The sequence below is a fragment of the Oscillospiraceae bacterium genome, from assembly GCA_025758045.1.
In the GTDB taxonomy this organism is placed as follows: Bacteria; Bacillota; Clostridia; order Oscillospirales; family Ruminococcaceae; genus Gemmiger.
The window spans coordinates 1,226,765-1,244,841 of the sequence record CP107208.1 but is presented as its reverse complement, the minus strand read 5'-3'; the positions used below and the strand labels follow the sequence as shown (position 1 = coordinate 1,244,841).

Genomic DNA, 18,077 nt, shown 5'->3' with positions numbered 1-18,077 from the left:
CTTACAGCTAACGAAACCAAACACATTATATCAAAAACCAACCAATCACGCAAGGAGGAAGCCTATGGAGCAAGCGAAACAGGAACAGTTTACCACCAACTGTGCCATCTATGGCTATAAGAAAGACCCGGAGAACAAATACCACTGGCTGATTGACGAGGAAGCGGCTGCCGTGGTGCGACGCATCTTCCAACTGACCATTGAGGGCAAAGGCCCCTATGATATTGCCCGTACGGTATGGAGGTCAACCATTACGGCATGGCCCTCTTCCCATTTCACAATGGCCGGAACTCCAGCCTGTATGTGGCAGACGACCACCATGCTGATTGCAGCACTGCTGTATGATCGAAAATTTGAGTAATCTTTTATAACAAGCGTCTCAGCCGATGTCTGTCTGAACATTGGCTGAGACGTTCTTTTTATTGATGTGCATGGTCATAGAGGGGCTGAATATCATCCGGCAGATGGTCTGGAAGCAGGCTCTTGATCCAATCCTCGCTACCGTCCTGAATCGCCTGATCATAATACCAGCATTTGAATCGGAGCATTGTGTACCACCTTTTTGTTTTGACATGACATTTGACATTCCACGGGCGTAGCACCCGTGGAATGTCAAACCGAAGTCTGACAAAATGTGCGGGGCGGTGAAGATAGCCGCCCTTACGGAGGAAAGAACAGCTATATTCACCGCCCCACTGGCAGTTATCTGGTGGTGGTCGAACAACTGGTGGTGGGGCAGGCTTCATTATTCTACAACATCGTGATCGGTGAGGTTGATTTTTCCGAAGCTGTTGTGGACTTCCATGTCGAGGATGTGACCGGGAACGTCTGCGATATTGCCGCCGAGGTCAGCCATAATCTTGCCTATCTGGTCAGGCGTTGCGCGAACGACGGCCGTAATCTGACCGTATGCGTCCTTGCTGTTTTTCAGCGTGTGCAGACGATACACGTCATAGTGCTGGACGGTGTTCGCGTTTTTGCCCGTAGTGGGAGTAAAGTCGCCAACTGCGTGTTCGATACCTACGATTTCGTACTTCATTTTTGTACCCTTACTTTCTTTTTCCGGGGCGTTTTTACTGCCCCTGTTGTGTGAACCAACTCGGTTTTTGTTGGTGACATAAGAGTACAACTTTTTAATCGTAGAAATTTTTTCATCAAAATATTGACAGCGCGATTTCCCTATGCTATACTTTGTCTCGATTTTGAAAGACGAATCGAGTTTGTGAGAGTTTTTCAAAGCAATTTACCTACGGACCGCCCGTCAGGGGCTAAGGCCATACGGACAGCCGGGTCCACTGCCGATCGGCAACTTTGGGTTGCCTTATTGATTGAGTTAAAAGCTCAAATTTTATAAGTTGGTTCCTTTACAGCCATGAAATTGCACGTTTTGGCGTGCAGACTTGTGAAACGGTCAATAAAGAGTAGTAAAAGTAAGATTGCTATATAGACTCTGACACGCTCAGCCTTTTTGAATCATGCAGGACGTTCTCTCGGTGAGGTATCGGGGGGTAATCGGCCTGTGTCCAAATATGCTGAATTCGAACGCAAGTCTGCACATCTGTGCATGGCTTGCGTTTTTTGTTTTGCAAAGGGATCGCGAACGGAGGTAAAAATGAACGGAGAAGCAAAGCGCACCCGGCTGGATCAGCGCCGCGCACCCATCCATGAAGCGCTCGAAAATTTCCGCAGGATGCGCGTTGTTCCCTTTGACGTGCCGGGGCACAAGCGCGGGCGCGGCAATCCGGAGCTGACCGCGTTTTTGGGCCAGCAGTGCGTTGGTGTGGATGTCAACAGCATGAAGCCGCTGGACAATCTCTGCCACCCGGTTTCGGTCATCCGCGAAGCCGAGGAGCTGGCCGCCGATGCGTTTGGCGCGGCACACGCCTTTTTGATGGTGGGCGGCACAACGAGCTCGGTGCAGAGCATGGTGCTGACGGCCTGCAAGCGCGGGGATGAAATCATCCTGCCACGCAATGTCCACCGCAGCGTGCTGAACGCGCTGGTGCTCTGCGGCGCGGTGCCGGTCTACGTCAACCCGGAGGTGGACAACCGCCTCGGCATCAGTCTAGGCATGAAGCGGGAGCAGGTGGCCAAGGCCATTGCCGACCACCCCAACGCCGTGGCGGTACTGGTTAATAACCCCACCTACTACGGCATCTGCAGCGATCTGCGCGCCATTGTGCGGATGGCGCATGACGCCGGGATGCTCTGCCTTGCGGACGAAGCCCACGGCACGCATTTTTATTTCGGCGGCGGGCTGCCGGTCTCGGCTATGGCGGCGGGCGCGGATATGGCCTCCGTCTCGATGCACAAGAGCGGCGGCAGCCTGACCCAATCCAGCCTGCTGCTGACCGGCCCCAACGTCCACGCGGGCTATGTGCGGCAGATCATCAATCTGACACAGACGACCTCCGGCAGCTATCTTCTGATGTCGAGCCTTGACATTTCCCGCCGCAATCTGGCACTGCGGGGCCAGCAGGTGTTCCATCAGGTGGCCGACATGGCCGAGTACGCGCGCGAGGAGATCAACGCTGTGGGCGGGTACTATGCCTTCGGCAAGGAGCTTTGCAACGGCAACTCCGTTTTTGACTTTGATACGACAAAATTGAGCGTTCACACGCTGGACATCGGCCTTGCGGGCATCGAGGTGTACGACATCCTGCGCGATGAATACGACATCCAGATCGAGTTCGGCGACATCGGCAACATTCTGGCCTATCTCTCCATCGGTGACCGCCCGCAGGAGGTTGAGCGCCTTGTCAGCGCACTGGCCGAGATCAAGCGCCGCTACCACACTGACGGCGCAGGCCTTTTGAGTCAGGAATACATCGACCCCGAAGTTGCCGCCAGCCCGCAGGAAGCATTTTACGCCCCCAAAAAGAGCCTGCCCCTGCGTGAGACAGAGGGCATGGTCTGCAGCGAGTTCGTCATGTGCTATCCCCCGGGCATCCCGATCCTTGCCCCGGGCGAGCGCATCACCGCGCAGATCTTGGATTATATCGAGTATGCCAAGGCCAAGGGCTGCAGCATGACCGGCCCCGAGGACCCGGACATTCTGCGGCTGAATGTGCTGGCTTGACAGGGAGGTTTGCAGTATGGAAATGTGGTTTTCGGAATTTCACACCCCTGATGTCAAGCACAGCATCCGGGTCAACCGCCAGCTTTACTCCAAGCAGAGCGACTACCAGCGCATCGACATTTTTGAGACACCGGAGTTTGGCCGCGTGCTGACGCTGGACGGCAACGTCATGCTGACCGAGCGCGACGAGTTCATCTACGACGAGATGATTACCCATGTGCCGATGTCGGTACACAAAAACGCCAAGGACATTCTTGTTATCGGCGCAGGCGACGGCGGTGTAGTGCGGGAACTGACCCGCTACGACCGCGTGGAGCGCATCGACCTTGTGGAGATGGACCCGCAGGTCATCGAAGCCTGCCGTGCCTATCTGCCCGGCAACGCCTGCCGCATGGACGACCGCCGCGTACACATTTATTACGAGAACGCGCTGAAATTCATCCGCAAGTGCGAGGAAGAGTACGACCTCATCATCGTGGATTCCTCCGACCCGTTCGGCCCGTCGGAGGGGTTGTTCACCCGCGAGTTTTACGGCAACTGCTTCAACGCGCTGCGCGCGGACGGCATCATGGTCAACCAGCAGGGCAGCCCCTTCTATGCTGAGGACGCGACCGCCATGCAGCGCAGCCACAAGCGCATCGCCAGCACCTTCCCGATCAGCAAGGTGTATCAGGCACACATCCCTACCTTTGCGGCGGGCTACTGGCTGTTCGGCTTTGCCAGCAAAAAATATCATCCCATCAACGATATGGACGCCGATGCGTGGAATGCGCTGAACATGCGCACCCGCTATTACACGACCCGGCTGCATGTCGGTGCATTTTACCTGCCGGCGTTTCTGGAGGAAATGCTGCGCGAAGTGGAGGAACACTGATGCTGCATCGCAATGTTGAAAATTTCATCGGCTGCGACAGCAGCTACCGCACGGCAAGCATTGTTTTGTACGGCGCACCGTTTGATTCCACCACCAGCTACCGTCCCGGCGCGCGGTTCGGCCCCGCTGCCATGCGGCACGAAAGCTACGGGCTGGAAACCTACAGCCCCTATCAGGACAAGGACCTGACGGACGGCAGCGTCTTTGACAGCGGTGATTTGGAGCTGTGCTTCGGCTCAAGCGAGAGCGCCCTGGTGGACATCGAATCCCGCGCGGCGGAGATCCTGCGGGACGGCAAGCTGCCGCTTCTGCTCGGCGGCGAGCATCTTGTGACCCTGGGTGCCGTGCGCGCAGCCGTGCGCAAATATCCCGATCTGCACATCGTCCATTTTGACGCCCACGCCGATCTGCGGGACGATTACCTCGGCGCACAGCTGAGCCACGCCTGCGTGCTGCGCCGCTGTCATGATTTGGTCGGCGACGGGCGCATCCACCAGTTCTGCATCCGCAGCGGTGAACGGGAGGAATTTCAGTTCGCCGCGCGGCACACCGATATGCACAAGTTCGACTTTACCGGGCTGGCCGAGCTGACCGACTGGCTATGCCAGGCCGATGTGCCTGTCTATCTGACCATCGACCTCGACTGCCTTGACCCGTCGGCCTTCCCCGGCACAGGCACGCCCGAAGCGGGCGGTGTCAGCTTTTTGCAGCTGCTTGGGGCCATCCGCACCGTGACGAAAGCGATCATCGTCGGCGCGGACGTCAACGAGCTGGCTCCCATGCTCGACCAGAGCGGCGTTTCCACGGCTATGGCCTGCAAGGTGCTGCGGGAGCTGCTGCTGGCACTGGAAAAATAAAAATCTGTTATAAATTCAAACATAAAGGAGTTCTATCATGAGCAAAGTTCTTGTTATCGGCTGCGGCGGCGTGGCAAGCGTCGCCATCTCCAAGTGCTGTCAGGTTAGCGATGTCTTCACAGAGCTGTGCATCGCCAGCCGCACCAAATCCAAGTGCGACGCGCTGGCCGCCAAGCTGGCACCCACCACCCAGACCAAAATCACCACCGCGCAGGTCGATGCCGACGACGTCCAGCAGCTGTGCGACCTCATCAACAGCTACAGGCCTGACCTCGTTATGAACATTGCCCTGCCGTATCAGGATCTAACTATCATGGACGCCTGCCTTGCCTGCGGCGTCAACTACATGGACACCGCCAACTACGAACCCGAAAACACCGACGACCCCACCTGGCGTGCTATCTACGAGAAGCGCTGCAAGGAGGAAGGCTTTTCCGCCTACTTCGATTACAGCTGGCAGTGGGCCTACAAGAAAAAGTTTGAGGATGCCGGCCTGACTGCGCTGCTGGGCTGTGGCTTTGACCCGGGTGTGACGCAGGCCTACTGCGCCTACGCCGCCAAACATGAGTTCGACTCTATTGACACGATCGACATTCTCGACTGCAACGGCGGCGACCACGGCTACGCCTTTGCCACCAACTTTAACCCCGAAATCAACCTGCGCGAAGTCTCCGCTCCCGGCAGCTACATGGAGAACGGCAAGTGGGTCGAGATTCCGCCCATGAGCATCAAGCGGGAATACAACTTCGATCAGGTCGGCCAGAAGGATATGTACCTGCTGCATCACGAGGAAATTGAGTCCTTGGGCAAAAACCTGCCCGATGTCAAGCGCATCCGCTTCTTTATGACTTTCGGCCAGAGCTACCTTGACCATATGCGTTGTCTGGAGGATGTGGGCATGCTCTCCACCACACCGATCAACTACAACGGTCAGGAGATCGTGCCCATCCAGTTCTTGAAAGCTCTGCTGCCTGACCCCGCCAGCCTCGGCCCCCGCACCAAGGGCAAGACGAACATCGGCTGCATCTTCACCGGCAAAAAGGACGGCAAGGACAAGACTTACTACATTTATAATGTATGCGACCATCAGGAATGCTACCGCGAGGTCGGCAGTCAGGCCATCAGCTACACCACGGGTGTGCCCGCCATGTGCGGCGCGCTGATGATGCTGACCGGCGAGTGGACGAAGCCCGGTGTCTACACGGTCGAGGAATTTAACCCTGATCCGTTCCTCAATGCACTGGACAAGTACGGCCTGCCCCGCAGTGAGAACCATAACCCGGTTTTGGTGGACTGATGGTACAGCGCGATGCACGGCCGCCGTTTGCGGCCATCGACGGCGCGGTGTCGCCGGAATTTGCCGCCCTGCCCACGCCTTGCTACCTGCTGGATGAAGCCGCCCTGACCTGTAACGCGGAAATTCTGGGCAATCTTTCCCGACGCACTGGGTGCAGGGTGCTGCTGGCGCAAAAAGCGTTCAGCAACTACGATTTATACCCGCTGCTGGCGCCGCACTTGGCGGGCACCGAAGCCAGCGGCCTGTTTGAAGCGCGGCTGGGCGCGGAGGAAATGCCCGGCAAAGAAGTTCATGTCTTCTGCGCGGCCTATCGCGCGGACGAAATGGAAGAACTGCTGCAATATGCCGACCATATCGTCTTCAACTCTCCGGCACAGCTGGCAAAGTTCGGCCCCGCGGCCAAAGCAGCGGAGAAGAGTGTGGGCCTGCGTATCAACCCGGAGTGCTCGACGCAGGACGGCCACGCGATTTATGACCCCTGCGCCCCCGGCAGCCGCTTGGGCACAACCCGCGCGCAGTGGGATGCCGCCGTGGCGGCTGACCCGGCACTGCCCGCGCTGTTGGACGGCCTGCATTTCCACACCCTGTGTGAGCAGGATGCCGACGCGTTGGCCGTAACGCTGGACGCAGTGGCCGATAAATTCAGCGACCTGCTGTCCAAAATGCAGTGGCTGAATTTCGGCGGCGGGCACCACATCACCCGCCCCGGCTACAACATGACCACGCTGGAGCGCTGCATCCGCCGCGCCCATCAAGACTGGGGCGTGACGGTCTATCTGGAACCCGGCGAGGCCTGCGCCCTGAACGCGGGGTATCTCCTAACCCGCGTACTGGATGTAGTGCAAAACGGCGATACCACAATTGCGATTCTGGATACCAGCGCCGCCTGCCATATGCCGGATGTCATTGAGATGCCCTACCGCCCGCCGCTGCTGGGCGCGGGCGAACCCGGTGAAAAAGCCTGCACTGTGCGCCTTGCAGGCCCGACCTGCCTTGCGGGGGACATCATCGGTGATTACAGCTTTGACGCCGTGCCCGCCGTGGGAGATTTGCTGGTTTTTGGCGATATGGCGATTTATACCACCTGCAAAAACAACACCTTCAACGGTATGCCACTGCCCGCCATCTACGCCCGCAGGCCTGACGGTACAACACGGGAAATCACAACCTTTGGGTACAGCAATTTCAAACATCGGGTTGGAAAATGATTGGTCCACTTCCTATGGCAGTTCTGCGTAGCCGGATGATGGTTCGGTATTTTGGACCACTTACTTTCATCCTTTAACTGTGTATGTCGGCTGCCAATCTCTTTTACTTTTCTCTTGCCAATTACATAGGTACCGATATATCTTTGATCTTCTAAAATGCGCAGGACCGTTGATGTACTCCAAACACCGTTTGTTTGGGAAACATTGTATGAACACATGGTGAACATTGTGAGCAGCCGGTTCCGGCACGATCCAAAGACAGAGGAACGGGCGGTTGATGACGCCATGATGAAGGTGATCTCCGATAAAAATACATTACGCTGCCCCTTTATCTCATGGATCACAGCGGCCTTGCCATGCAGACTACAAGTTTCAATGATCCCTGGGACAGGAAAGAGTTCGGCGGTGAAAAAATGACTGGCGCCATTCGGAAAAAGGCGGAGGATCTGATGCGCAGCGAAGTGGCCGCTTATGATTCCTACCTGCGGGGCGAGTGTTACGGCTTTGAGCTTTACAAAAACGGCGAGCTTACGGATAGCTGCTGGGGCTTCATAGGTGACCTGGCTGATGTCTGTAAAGATATGGCTGAATATCTCCCGGAGAGCTGTAAGAATATGGTGGACCACCTGGAGGAACAGGATCACCTGGCGACCATCATCAAGACGCTTCTGAAACATGCGAAAATTCAGGTAGACCAGGCGGCAAAAGCCTTTGAGCACACCCCGCGCCAGCAGGTGATCGGGGATGCCCGTTAAACAGTTATTTCCTATTTATTGATGAAAACTATGATGTTCCCCAAAAGTTTCTCGAACTGTACTACCGGCTCCACAATGCTGAATCTCTCATGCGAAAGAGTTGGGAGATTACGTTCGACTTGAACCCGAAACGTCTTACGCATTCAAGTGCTAAAAAGGACACCTATTCTTTTGAATAGATGTCCTTTTTTGTTGTGCCGCGGGGCTGTTTTTGAATTGGGTCAGATGGCCTAGCGCTGGCTTTCGGTCTGCAGATCCACCATGTGGGTGTACTGGCCGTTCCGGGCATAGCCCTGCCCCTGATATTTCTCCCGCACACAGACAAGTCCAACGAAAATATAGGGCTTCTTTTCCTTGTCCATGCTGCACCCTCAAATTCCTTGTCCGCATCCGGCAAAATTTCGTGCCCGGCGTTTCGGATTGCTCGATAGCCCTCGATATTGGCATCGATCAGCTGATGCAGGTAAGCATTGTCCTTTTTCAGCTTTTTCAGGTTTCCATCGGTCTTGTAGCAGGCAAACACTGCCGGAAGCACAAACGCGGCATGGTACAAAAGATAATCCTCCTGCCAAACTGACAAAAATTACGCAAGAAAAGTGAAAATTGTTTACAATTTGCCCATGAAGCTGTGCGGCACGTAGGCGGTAAGAAACTTTCCGTAAGGATTCGCCAAGAAATATTTGCATTTTTGCGACAGGTTTGCTATACTATATTAGTCACATAAATGTGGCATATGAGCGATCGCAGCTCAGTTGGATAGAGCGTCCGGCTCCGACAACTGCGACAGGACAGGTTTTAGGCTTGTTTTTGCTCGATACAGCGCGATTTGCACTCACAAAAACGCGGTGGTCAACGGTAGTCAGACCACGAATTGACCACTATTGGAAATTGACTACTTTACAAGATTGAAATACGCTGTAACTGCGTTTTTCATACATAAGCGATCGTAGCTCAGCTGGATAGAGCGTTCGGCTCCGACAACTGCGACATGGCAGGTTTTAGGCTTGTTTTTGTTCGATACAGCGTAATTTGCACTTGCAAAAACGCGGTGGTCACCGGTAGTCAGACCACGAATTGACCACTATTGGAAATTGACCACTTTACAAGATTGAAATACGTCAGAACGACGTTTTTCATACATAAGCGATCGTAGCTCAGCTGGATAGAGCGTTCGGCTCCGACCCGGAAGGCCAGAGGTTCGAATCCTCCCGGTCGCACCAGAAAACCTCATTGCGATGTATTTTTTGCAATGAGGTTTTTTGTTTTTGTTAGTGTTTGATTTTCAGAATAATTTTAGCAGCATATCGTCTGCAGCATCGGTGTACTGCCCTTTTCCTAGACGCTCGTTCCTCAGCCTGTTTATAGTGATTCGCATGAGGCGGATTTCTTCTGTAGAAAAAGTAGCTTTTTTATCGGCTGGGACAGAATCAATTTTCAGTATCAGTCGCTCCGGGTTTTCCGTGTTATGGCCAAGTGCCTTTTCTTGATAGTAATAGGGTGCCAGTGCTTTCAGTAAGATACTTTTGTTTGCGCGTGTCAGCTTGATTTTTCTCGTCATAATCCAATCGCCTTTCCGAGTTTCTCCTGCGCCTTGCGTTTGTTCTTGTCAAAGGCGTGGGCGTAAATGTCCAGCGTTGTACTGGCCTGTGCGTGGCCCAATAGACTAGCCACCGTGCGCACATCCACACCCTGTGCAATCAGCAGGCTGGCATTGGTATGGCGCAAGCTATGCACACTCAAATCCAGCGGCAGGTTGTTAGCCTTCAAAATCAGCTTGAATCTATATGTGAATGTACTAGGGCACATAGGCTTTCCGTTCGGCTGGCGGAACAAATAATCATTATCGTCCACGGTTTCATTTGCTGTCTGCGCTCTATCCCACTCACACTCTTTCCGCCACGCTTTCAATAGCTGGCACATTTCTTTGCTCAAGTAGACCATACGATCACCGCTGCTGGTCTTAGGGTCTTTCGTGATGGACTCTTGGTGGCTCAACTTCACGACTCCGCGCTGTACATGAATCGTCCGTTTGCGCCAGTTGATGTCACTCCATTTCAGCCCACAGGCTTCACCCCTGCGCAGTCCGGTTGCCAGCACCAGCTTGAAATAGGTTTCGTATTTCATGCTCTGACCCTCGAAAGCTGTAATCAACTTTTTTACGGTTTCCTCATCGGCTACGGGGCGTTCTTTCTTTTTTCCTTTGGGCTTATAGCACCGCCATGCAGGATTGTGGGTCAAATAGCCCTCGTCCACAGCCGCCGACAGGATGCCGCACAGCGTGTTGTGTAAGCCTTCGACTGACTTCTCGGATAGATTCCCTCTGCCGTCCAAACGCGGGCTATGCCTCATCTGCTCATAGAAATCTCGGATAACCTCCTTGCGTAAATCCGTCAGCTTGTAGTTTCCCAACGCGGGCAGGATTCTGCGAATATCCTGCAAATCTCGTTGGTATGTTGAGTCCGCCAGCTTCTTCGGTCCTATGTCAGCCGCCCAATGCTCAATGTACTTTGCCAGCGTGATGCTTCGATTGATGGGTTCCGGCGTATGCTGTACCTCGCGTTCAAATAGAATTGCTTGCTCCTTTACCCATTTCTCTGCCTGTTTGGGTGTGTACTCCTTGGGTGGCTTGACCGTTTTCTGCACCGATTTCAGCCTGTTGCCCTCATAATCATACCCACGAGATACCACAATCAAGTAACTGTTACTGCCGCGTTTTCTGATAGACGCCATTGTTTTCAACGCTCCTTTGTATGTTTTATTGACCTCTGGTACTACAAAGCATACCGACAACTGCGACAGAAAGCTATCACCAGAACCACCAATCTTTCGCGCAGAATCTATCGTAAAACCGACAAAACGGCACCGCCATCTCTGACGGTGCCGCCTGCTTATTTAACCTGCTTTCTTGGCTTTTCTATTCTTATTTTTCATAAATGCAACATAGCACGGATTTTGGCTGTTCAACAAATCCTGCATCAGGTTTGCGGCCTGAAGCTTTACAGCATCCTGCGGGTGGCAGTAGGTGCGTTCCAAGAATGCCGTATCCGCATGACCCAGCAGGGATGCCGCCACCTGTTTGCTGGTGCCTTCCTGCAGCAAGTACGTTGCGTAGAAATGCCGCAGGGTGTGCAGGTGGTAATCCTCAGATAATCCGCATTGCTTATACAGCTTACGCAGATGTCGGGTAAAGGTATCCGGGTGCGGTACATGACCATCGGGGTCTGTAAAAATCGGCTGCTCTCTATCCGGAACGCCGCTATGCAGCACCTGCTGCTGTCGCAGCGCCATCAAAAGCTCCCATATACCCAGCGGAATGGTTACGATCCGTTCCCGATGACTCTTGGAGTCACTCTCTACGATTTCCCCGGATGCACAGCTGCGGGAACGGCGGACGGTCAGTTCACAAGCACCGGTTATGTCCCCCCATTGCAGAGCACACAGTTCCCCACGCCGCAACCCGGTCGTGATTGCCAGTATGTAGTACGCCCGATACAGAATCGGTTCGTTCTGAATTGCCTGCATCAGTTTACCCATTTCATATTTCTGCGGAATATGCTGCACTTCCTTCTCAAAATGCTTCTTGCGGACACGGTGCGCCGGATTGAACGGAATGATGTCATTTTTCTTGGCATCTTCCAGTACCGAAGAAACCGTTTCGAGGTATTTCTGCACCGTTGTTTCCTTGATGCAGTTTCCACCACGTCCGGGGCGCTTGCGCAATTCTTCGCACATTTCCTCTAGGGTCATGGGAAGCAACTTTGCAAGTGGAATGCCCCCAATCAGCGGGTAAACAATATCCAGATTGCGTTTGTACCCTGCGTAAGTGGTAGCCTTAAAGAACGGTTCCTGCCGCTTGAGCCAGTTTTCCGCGTACTGCTCAAAATGGGTTTGGTCACTTTCTTCAACGCCATACTTGAACTTTTTCTCAATGCGTTCCGCTTCAGCCATGACATACTGCTGAATGCCGCGCTTTGGCACGGATGATGGCACAGTGATGGTCTGCGCTTTCATTCGCTTCTGACCGTTGACCTTGTAGCCGTTGCAGACAGTGATTTTGAATTTTCGTTCGGATTTTTTCTTAATGTAAGCCATTGTACCTCCTTGTCAACGCTACCAAGAACGGTTTCGGCAGCGGTTTCTATTGTTTGTATGTTGATTTCGGTTTTCTTGGTCTATGCGGTTGGATTCGCGTGTGCGTTGAATACGCTTGATTGCTCCCTCTGCAATTTTATCCTCTTTGCGGAGTTCCGCAATCTTACAGGTAAGCATTGTACGGCGGTCTGCCAGTTCCGGCGGGGCATCTTTCCGGCGCATCTGCTTGGCGATTTCCGCCCGCTGCGCGGCAAGGGTTTCCATCTGCTGGGACAAACTCTTGCGATAGTCCACGATTGCCTGCAAAGAGGGAAACTTGTGGTCGTAAACAAAGGCGTGTTCTGCAAGGATTTTCTCGGTATCTTTCCAAATGCGCTCCAACTCCGGGCGGTTGATACGCGGTTGCTGTTTCTTGGGCAGGATACCCAGCTGATAACAGTAGTACAGATACAAGCGGTGCATCTGGGATTCACCAAAGAACACATCAAGGAAAATTTCTAGAATGCCTTTTCCTGCATAGGTATCCTTGGGGCGATACCGTTTCGGCGTATATTGCCGGGGTGGGTGTTTCAGCTCATACAACCTTGATCCATACAGCAGGTAATTTCCGCGAAGCCTGTCATCTATGCCAGGTAAATCGTATTCTTCTCCCAGCCGATAAAGCCGCACGGCTCGACCACCATCCCGTGCCCGGATGGTTGCGTACTTTCGGTTTGGGTCACTACCGAAAATGTACCCCTGCCGGTACAAAGCCCTGTGGAAGTCCTCGGCGGTACTGGCATCCTCACAGGCTTGGTCGATGGCCTCCCGCATTCGGGCGTACCGTGCCGGTTCCTTTGCCTTGGGCTGCTCCACCACCGACAAGCCGTACTCCCGGCACAGCTTGTCTGAAGTTTCTCTAAATTCCGCATATTGACTGCGGCGCTGCTCGTATTTCTTCCCGTCCACATACGATACGGAATTGATAACGAAGTGGTTGTGCAGGTTATCCGTATTCATGTGAGTGGCGACCAGCACCTGAAAGCGCTTGCCCCAGACCTTGCGTGCCAGCGCCACGCCAATCTCATGGCATTGCTCCGGGGCAACCTCTCCTTCGCGGAAACTCTGGTAGGCGTGGAGCGCCACCACGCCGTCTGTTTTACCAAAGCGTTCCTGTACGGCCCGCATATCTTCCCACGCATGATTTGCCCTGCAATGAATGCCGGTGACGAGCTGGGCGCTCTCATTCAGCTTGGTCTTGGCATCATTCTCCGCATAGTGGAGAGTCTGGGCAAGGGCATCGTACTCGGTCTTGTCCGGATTGGCTGCATAGTCAAGGACGCGCTGTAAGCTGTCCTTGATCGTCCAAATCTTAGTTACCGCCAATCAGCAAATCCCTCATACGGTCGGTCTGGGCGTTGATGGCCGCGCCATCTCGCACAGAACAGCTTTCTGCTATTTCATCAATCTTATCCAACACATCAAATACCTCCTTGGGCGGATGCCCGCCCGGTTCATATCCCAGCGCCCGCTGGCGTAAGTATTCCGAGAGCGACAGACCACATTTTCTAGCCAACATCGTCACCTTTTTCTTTTCGGTCACGCTGACGCGGACATTGATCCCAACGCTGCGCTTTCTCATGCGCCAGCAGCCTCACAGGGGTTCGGGGCTGTCCCCGTAGGCTTTTCGGCGGGTTGCCCTGTGGCAACACTTCGCCCATGCTTGCTCCTCTCAAGCGCTCCGAGTGACGATGGTGACGATGGTGACGATGGTGACGGTCTTTCTGGGATACCCCACCCCGATAATTGAGTTATGTCAATATCATCGTCACCACCGTCACCATCGTCACCGTAGAAGCTCAAAAGACGAACCTTGTTTTTTCGATGAGTTTTATAGTGAATACCTTTCGGCTCGAACACTTTATCGAAATACTTTGCCATGTTGTAGGTGAACTGGTTCGGTTTGGCATTTTCAATACCTGCCGCTGCAAGCAACTCGGAGGCCGTTCCCTGCCAGTTTCCCACACTTTCGATGTACTCCGCTGCTTTCCACAAGTAATCCGGCACAACCCTGATTTCTCGTTCCTCTGCGGTTTCTTCATCTTCAAGTGTCCAAATGCAGTTATCTTCCCGCAAATGCAGCGTCCTATCGTCCATATCGCGCCCGGTGAGCAGAATGTCAGCGGTCTGGCTCATGCGTTTTCTCTGCATGACCCAGCTTGTATCGGCTACGCCCATAAGACCAGTGGAGCCGGAAATCTGGTCAAACGGGTCAGCCGCACTCTGCTTGCGCAAGTGATGAATTAACAAAATGCAGATACCATACTTGTCAGCGAGCTTCTTCAATGCACCGGCCTCCTTATAGTCATTTGCATACATTCCTCCGTTTCCATCGCTCACACGCACTTTTTGAAGTGTATCGATGACAATCATGCCTACGTCAGAGTATGTATAGATAAGAGAATCGATTTGTTCTTCTAAGCCCTGCCCGATACTCGGACATTCTGTTTGGAGAATCAGTCGTTCCGGGGCGTCTCCACCGTCGATAAGCTGAAAGATGCGGTTTTGCAAGCGGTTGAATGTATCTTCCAACGAGAAATAAATCACGGTGCGTGGCTCTATTTCTCGATTCCAAACGGGATTTCCCTGCGCAATCTGTAAACACAGCCACAAGGCCAGCCAACTTTTGCCAGCTTTACTGGGGCCAGCAAACAGTGCCAGTCCTGCCGGGAGCAGACCGGGAATAATCCATTTAACAGGCGGCAGCGGCGTGGAGAGGAGTTCTTCTGCGGAGATTGCTTTCGGAAGTTTTGTAAAAGTCATTTGCAACATCCTTTCAATTTCAAGATATATACATTATCTCATATTATCGTGATTTTGTGTGTAGTAAGTTTTACTCTCTTGTAGTAAGCTGTACGGCTATGCCGCCCCACAGCCCCACAAACGTGCCAAACGGCGGTTTTGTAGGTGACCTCGCGATCCGTGTGCGATGCGGGGATTCTCCTCCACGTGGGCCGCATTTGGGCGAGGTGCGAGAGTGAATCAGATATGATTCACTTTTCAGTTCTTCCCTCAAAAAGTGAATCAGAACGGATTCACTCCGGCGGCCCGCGTATATATTTTGCACAATCTTCTGGATTTGATTTTGTCATATACATACACCCTCTTTCTTAATTTGCATTGTTGTTTCATGTAACCCTCTTGAATACACTTTCCGGGGAGAAAAAAGAGCCCGGAGGGCCTTACCGATTTGGTAAGGCCCTCCGGGCTCTTTCTATATTTTCTCTGTTCTATCCGGGCGTGAGGGTACACTTTCCCCGCAAATTTTGATGTGAATTCATTAAAAATCAAATAATACGCATGTTAGCGTTAGTTACACGGTTATGTAAATAATAAAAATAAATAAAAGAAACCGTGTACATCAAAATAAATGCTGAGAAAAAATGTCTAATTTGCCGCTCGCCCCCAGACATGGGAACATAACAGGCAAGCCGCTGACGACGACCGTACACTGACTCTGCAGGGATCTTACTGATCACAACCCCTGCGCGGTCACCCCATCTGAAGCTGTGGGGCATCTGGAGTATCATTATGTTCTCTCCCAGCCGTGGGTTAGGGTCTGCCTTGACCTTGCTGTGCGCCCCACCGGGAAAGTAAAGTACCTGTTATGCTGTGTATTCAGTTGTAAAGGTGCTGGTACAGAATAAATCTGTAAGTCTAGTATACGCCACAGATTAGCAGTCGGTCAACAGTAAGTGCTAATTGTTTACACGACATTCACAATTCAAGGCGACAATCCACCTATGATGGATTTCATTAGAGAGTTTGCTCACCGTCTAATGTATTGTACATAGTCATCAGCAGGGTTCGCTGATGCATCTTTCGGTTATGGATGTCAATCAAGCATTAAGATATCCTTGCCGCAAAAGTCACCGCAAATTTTGCCCCGCCGCCAGGGGTGTCGGTCACGGTCAAGTCTGCATGATGCAGCCGGGCTAGTTCCTTGGCTACGCTTAGACCAAGGCCAAAATTGTGCTTGTCGGTGCGGCTGGGATCAGCGCTGTAAAAACGGTCAAAGACCCGAGCTTTTTCGGCATCCGGTATGCCGGGGCCGTGGTCTTGCACGGCCAGGGTGATTTTTTCCCCACAGTATGTCAAGCACAGTTCCACGGGGGTGCCCGCGGGGGTGTGGTCAAACGCATTGTTGAGCAGGATTGCCAGCAGCTGCTTTACACGGTCCGGGTCCGCCTCTATGGAAGGAACGCTGTCCTCCGGCAGGGTCAGACTTAACGGGTGTTGGCGCTGCTGCGCCAACGGGAAAAACGCATCGTATACTTCTAGGCAGAGGTTATCCGGTGCGATGGGGTGCAGATGGGCCGGCAAGGCATCCAAGTCGCCGTTGGCCAGCACCAGCAGATCCTCCACCAGCCGCGCCATACGGTCCGTCTCCTGCTCGGCATTCCGCAAAAGGGTGGCGCGTTCAGTCACAGGAGTGCGGCACGCAGCGTCCAGGCTTGCTTTTACTACGGCCAGCGGGCTGCGCAGTTCGTGCCCGGCTGCGGCGATGAACTCCTTCTGCCGCCGCATGGCCAATGCCGTCGGAGCCAGCGCTTTGCCGGTCAGCCGCCAGCTGATGATCGCCAGCAGCAGTGTGCCAGTGAACCAGATCGCACCATACTGCACAACTGTCTGGACCGCATGACGGTGTACAAAGCCCATATCCTGTAAAGCGGCCACAAGCAGATAACTGCCTGCTGTGCCGCGCGGCAGCAAGGCTGCGTGGCAGCGGTATTCGTTCAGCGTGAACACCGCGCTTTGCCGCTGCACGGCACCGCTGCTGGCATGCAGACTTGTGTCCAGCAGGGGGGAAAAACCTTCTTCTAACAGAGGTTCAACCGCATTGCGGGCATCGGCGCTGCCCGTGGTGCCCGCAAAATGCAGCGCGGCACCGTTGTCCCACAAAAACAAAAGGCAGCCGCTGTTGTGCTCCTGGTCAGCCAGCCAAGCGTCACTTACGCTGTCGGCGCTGTCCAGCCGGTCAACGATGGCAGAAAAGTTCTGCGTGAGCAGCGTCTCCGCGGCGGTCCTGTACTGGGCGGCGGCATAATTCCATGTCACGACCAGCGCACCTGCCAGCACCAACGAGGTCAGCGCCGTCATCAGCAGGGTCAAACGGCGGCGCAGTGCAGTCAGCATGGCTGTACCTCCGCCTTATAGCCGCTACCGCGCACGGTGGTGATCGTTACCGCACTGCCTACGGCTTTCAGCCGCCGCCGCACAAAATGGATGTAACAGTCCAGATTAGCGTCCTCAACTTCGGCCAGTGGTCCCCAAACCCGCGCCAAAAGCACCGCACGGGTCTGCAGCTGCCCCGGTGTGCGCAGCAGTACCTCTAAAAGATCGGCCTCCCTCTTGGTCAGGGCCGCAGCGGCCTTTGGCCCGCTCAGGGTCAGTTGGGCGGCATCCAGCGTCACGTCACCGCAGCGTATGGCAGATTCGGCAGTGGTGCCGGGGCGGCGGGTTAGTGCCCGCAGCCGGGCCAGAAGCTCCCGCGTGTCAAAGGGCTTGCCCAGGTAATCGTCTGCACCGGCATCCAGGCCGTCCACCCGGTCATTGATGCCGGACAGGGCCGTCAGCATTAACACCGGGGTGGTACATCCCTTGGCGCGGGCGGCCCGCAGCAGGCTAAGACCGTCCAGCCCGGGCAGCATCCGGTCCAGTACACAGACATCGTATGCGCCGCCGCACAAAAGGGCTTTGCCGTCTGCGCCGTCGTGGCAGGTATCTACAGTATAGCCCGCAGCTTGCAGGGCAGGCAGCAGCGCCGTGCAAAGGGCGCGGTCATCTTCGATCAATAAAATCCGCATGGCATAATTCTCCTTTTCCCTTTCTAGTATACACCCCAAACCTTGAAACAGTCTTGAAAAGCCGCAGCT

The 18,077-nt window shown here is 54.0% G+C and carries 17 protein-coding genes, 1 tRNA gene and 2 pseudogenes; 8 read left to right on the top strand and 12 right to left on the bottom strand.

Annotation, left to right across the window (positions count from 1 at the left end; genetic code table 11):
• Positions 1 to 85: 85 nt before the first annotated feature.
• Positions 86 to 241, top strand: a pseudogene (locus OGM81_05960) (recombinase family protein).
• Between the two features lie 178 nt (positions 242 to 419).
• Here the strand turns inward: OGM81_05960 and OGM81_05955 are convergent.
• Both OGM81_05955 and OGM81_05950 read right to left on the bottom strand, forming a co-directional pair.
• Positions 420 to 548, bottom strand: a pseudogene (locus tag OGM81_05955) (MerR family transcriptional regulator).
• 197 nt (positions 549 to 745) lie between these two features.
• Positions 746 to 1,039 carry a hypothetical protein gene (locus OGM81_05950; protein UYJ44668.1) on the bottom strand — a complete coding sequence of 98 codons (294 nt, stop codon included), beginning with the start codon at positions 1,037 to 1,039 and terminating at the stop codon, positions 746 to 748.
• Positions 1,040 to 1,612: 573 nt separating this feature from the next.
• Between OGM81_05950 and OGM81_05945 the strand changes: the two genes are divergently transcribed.
• Genes OGM81_05945 through OGM81_05925 form a run of 5 tightly spaced genes read left to right on the top strand, consistent with a single transcriptional unit; the run spans position 1,613 to position 7,315 of the window.
• The gene (locus tag OGM81_05945; protein UYJ44667.1) at positions 1,613 to 3,079 is read left to right on the top strand and encodes an aminotransferase class V-fold PLP-dependent enzyme; all 1,467 of its coding nucleotides are present in this window, start codon (positions 1,613 to 1,615) and stop codon (positions 3,077 to 3,079) included.
• 16 nt (positions 3,080 to 3,095) lie between these two features.
• Positions 3,096 to 3,953: a polyamine aminopropyltransferase gene (gene speE, locus OGM81_05940; protein UYJ44666.1), complete on the top strand. Its 858-nt coding sequence runs from the start codon at positions 3,096 to 3,098 to the stop codon at positions 3,951 to 3,953.
• Entirely contained in the window at positions 3,953 to 4,810 is an 858-nt protein-coding gene (speB, locus tag OGM81_05935) for an agmatinase (protein ID UYJ44665.1), read from the top strand. The genes speE and speB overlap by 1 nt, the downstream gene beginning before the upstream one ends.
• 37 nt (positions 4,811 to 4,847) lie before the next feature.
• Positions 4,848 to 6,107 carry a saccharopine dehydrogenase family protein gene (locus OGM81_05930; protein ID UYJ44664.1) on the top strand — a complete coding sequence of 420 codons (1,260 nt, stop codon included), beginning with the start codon at positions 4,848 to 4,850 and terminating at the stop codon, positions 6,105 to 6,107.
• Positions 6,107 to 7,315 (top strand): carboxynorspermidine decarboxylase, encoded by a 1,209-nt coding sequence (locus OGM81_05925; GenBank protein UYJ44663.1) that lies wholly within the window; start codon positions 6,107 to 6,109, stop codon positions 7,313 to 7,315. Before OGM81_05930 ends, OGM81_05925 begins: the two co-directional genes overlap by 1 nt.
• Here the strand turns inward: OGM81_05925 and OGM81_05920 are convergent.
• Complete coding sequence (locus tag OGM81_05920; GenBank protein ID UYJ44976.1) at positions 7,234 to 7,533, bottom strand: recombinase family protein; 300 nt, start codon at positions 7,531 to 7,533, stop codon at positions 7,234 to 7,236. The two genes, OGM81_05925 and OGM81_05920, sit on opposite strands and share 82 nt — an antisense overlap.
• A gap of 138 nt (positions 7,534 to 7,671) precedes the next feature.
• Here OGM81_05920 and OGM81_05915 point away from each other — a divergent pair, with 138 nt between their 5' ends.
• Positions 7,672 to 8,070, top strand: coding sequence for a hypothetical protein (locus OGM81_05915; protein ID UYJ44662.1), 399 nt, complete (start codon positions 7,672 to 7,674; stop codon positions 8,068 to 8,070).
• A 230-nt stretch (positions 8,071 to 8,300) separates the two neighbouring features.
• Here OGM81_05915 and OGM81_05910 read toward each other — a convergent pair whose 3' ends face one another.
• A complete protein-coding gene (locus tag OGM81_05910; protein ID UYJ44661.1) occupies positions 8,301 to 8,432 on the bottom strand; it encodes a hypothetical protein in 132 nt (43 codons plus the stop codon).
• Between the two features lie 781 nt (positions 8,433 to 9,213).
• Between OGM81_05910 and OGM81_05905 the strand changes: the two genes are divergently transcribed.
• A tRNA-Arg gene (locus OGM81_05905) sits at positions 9,214 to 9,290 on the top strand.
• Positions 9,291 to 9,352: 62 nt separating this feature from the next.
• Here the strand turns inward: OGM81_05905 and OGM81_05900 are convergent.
• The 8 genes from OGM81_05900 to OGM81_05865 all read right to left on the bottom strand — a co-directional run bounded on the left by OGM81_05900 (position 9,353) and on the right by OGM81_05865 (position 18,008).
• Positions 9,353 to 9,628 (bottom strand): hypothetical protein, encoded by a 276-nt coding sequence (locus OGM81_05900; protein ID UYJ44660.1) that lies wholly within the window; start codon positions 9,626 to 9,628, stop codon positions 9,353 to 9,355.
• Entirely contained in the window at positions 9,625 to 10,800 is a 1,176-nt protein-coding gene (locus tag OGM81_05895) for a site-specific integrase (protein UYJ44659.1), read from the bottom strand. Before OGM81_05895 ends, OGM81_05900 begins: the two co-directional genes overlap by 4 nt.
• A gap of 162 nt (positions 10,801 to 10,962) precedes the next feature.
• Positions 10,963 to 12,162: a site-specific integrase gene (locus OGM81_05890; protein ID UYJ44658.1), complete on the bottom strand. Its 1,200-nt coding sequence runs from the start codon at positions 12,160 to 12,162 to the stop codon at positions 10,963 to 10,965.
• A gap of 18 nt (positions 12,163 to 12,180) precedes the next feature.
• A complete protein-coding gene (locus tag OGM81_05885) occupies positions 12,181 to 13,527 on the bottom strand; it encodes a relaxase/mobilization nuclease domain-containing protein (GenBank protein UYJ44657.1) in 1,347 nt (448 codons plus the stop codon).
• Entirely contained in the window at positions 13,514 to 13,783 is a 270-nt protein-coding gene (locus tag OGM81_05880; GenBank protein ID UYJ44656.1) for a hypothetical protein, read from the bottom strand. Before OGM81_05880 ends, OGM81_05885 begins: the two co-directional genes overlap by 14 nt.
• Positions 13,780 to 14,964: a helicase RepA family protein gene (locus OGM81_05875; GenBank protein UYJ44655.1), complete on the bottom strand. Its 1,185-nt coding sequence runs from the start codon at positions 14,962 to 14,964 to the stop codon at positions 13,780 to 13,782. The genes OGM81_05880 and OGM81_05875 overlap by 4 nt, the downstream gene beginning before the upstream one ends.
• Positions 14,965 to 16,047: 1,083 nt before the next feature.
• Positions 16,048 to 17,337 carry a HAMP domain-containing histidine kinase gene (locus OGM81_05870; GenBank protein ID UYJ44654.1) on the bottom strand — a complete coding sequence of 430 codons (1,290 nt, stop codon included), beginning with the start codon at positions 17,335 to 17,337 and terminating at the stop codon, positions 16,048 to 16,050.
• Positions 17,331 to 18,008 carry a response regulator transcription factor gene (locus OGM81_05865; protein UYJ44653.1) on the bottom strand — a complete coding sequence of 226 codons (678 nt, stop codon included), beginning with the start codon at positions 18,006 to 18,008 and terminating at the stop codon, positions 17,331 to 17,333. Before OGM81_05865 ends, OGM81_05870 begins: the two co-directional genes overlap by 7 nt.
• Positions 18,009 to 18,077 lie beyond the last annotated feature (69 nt).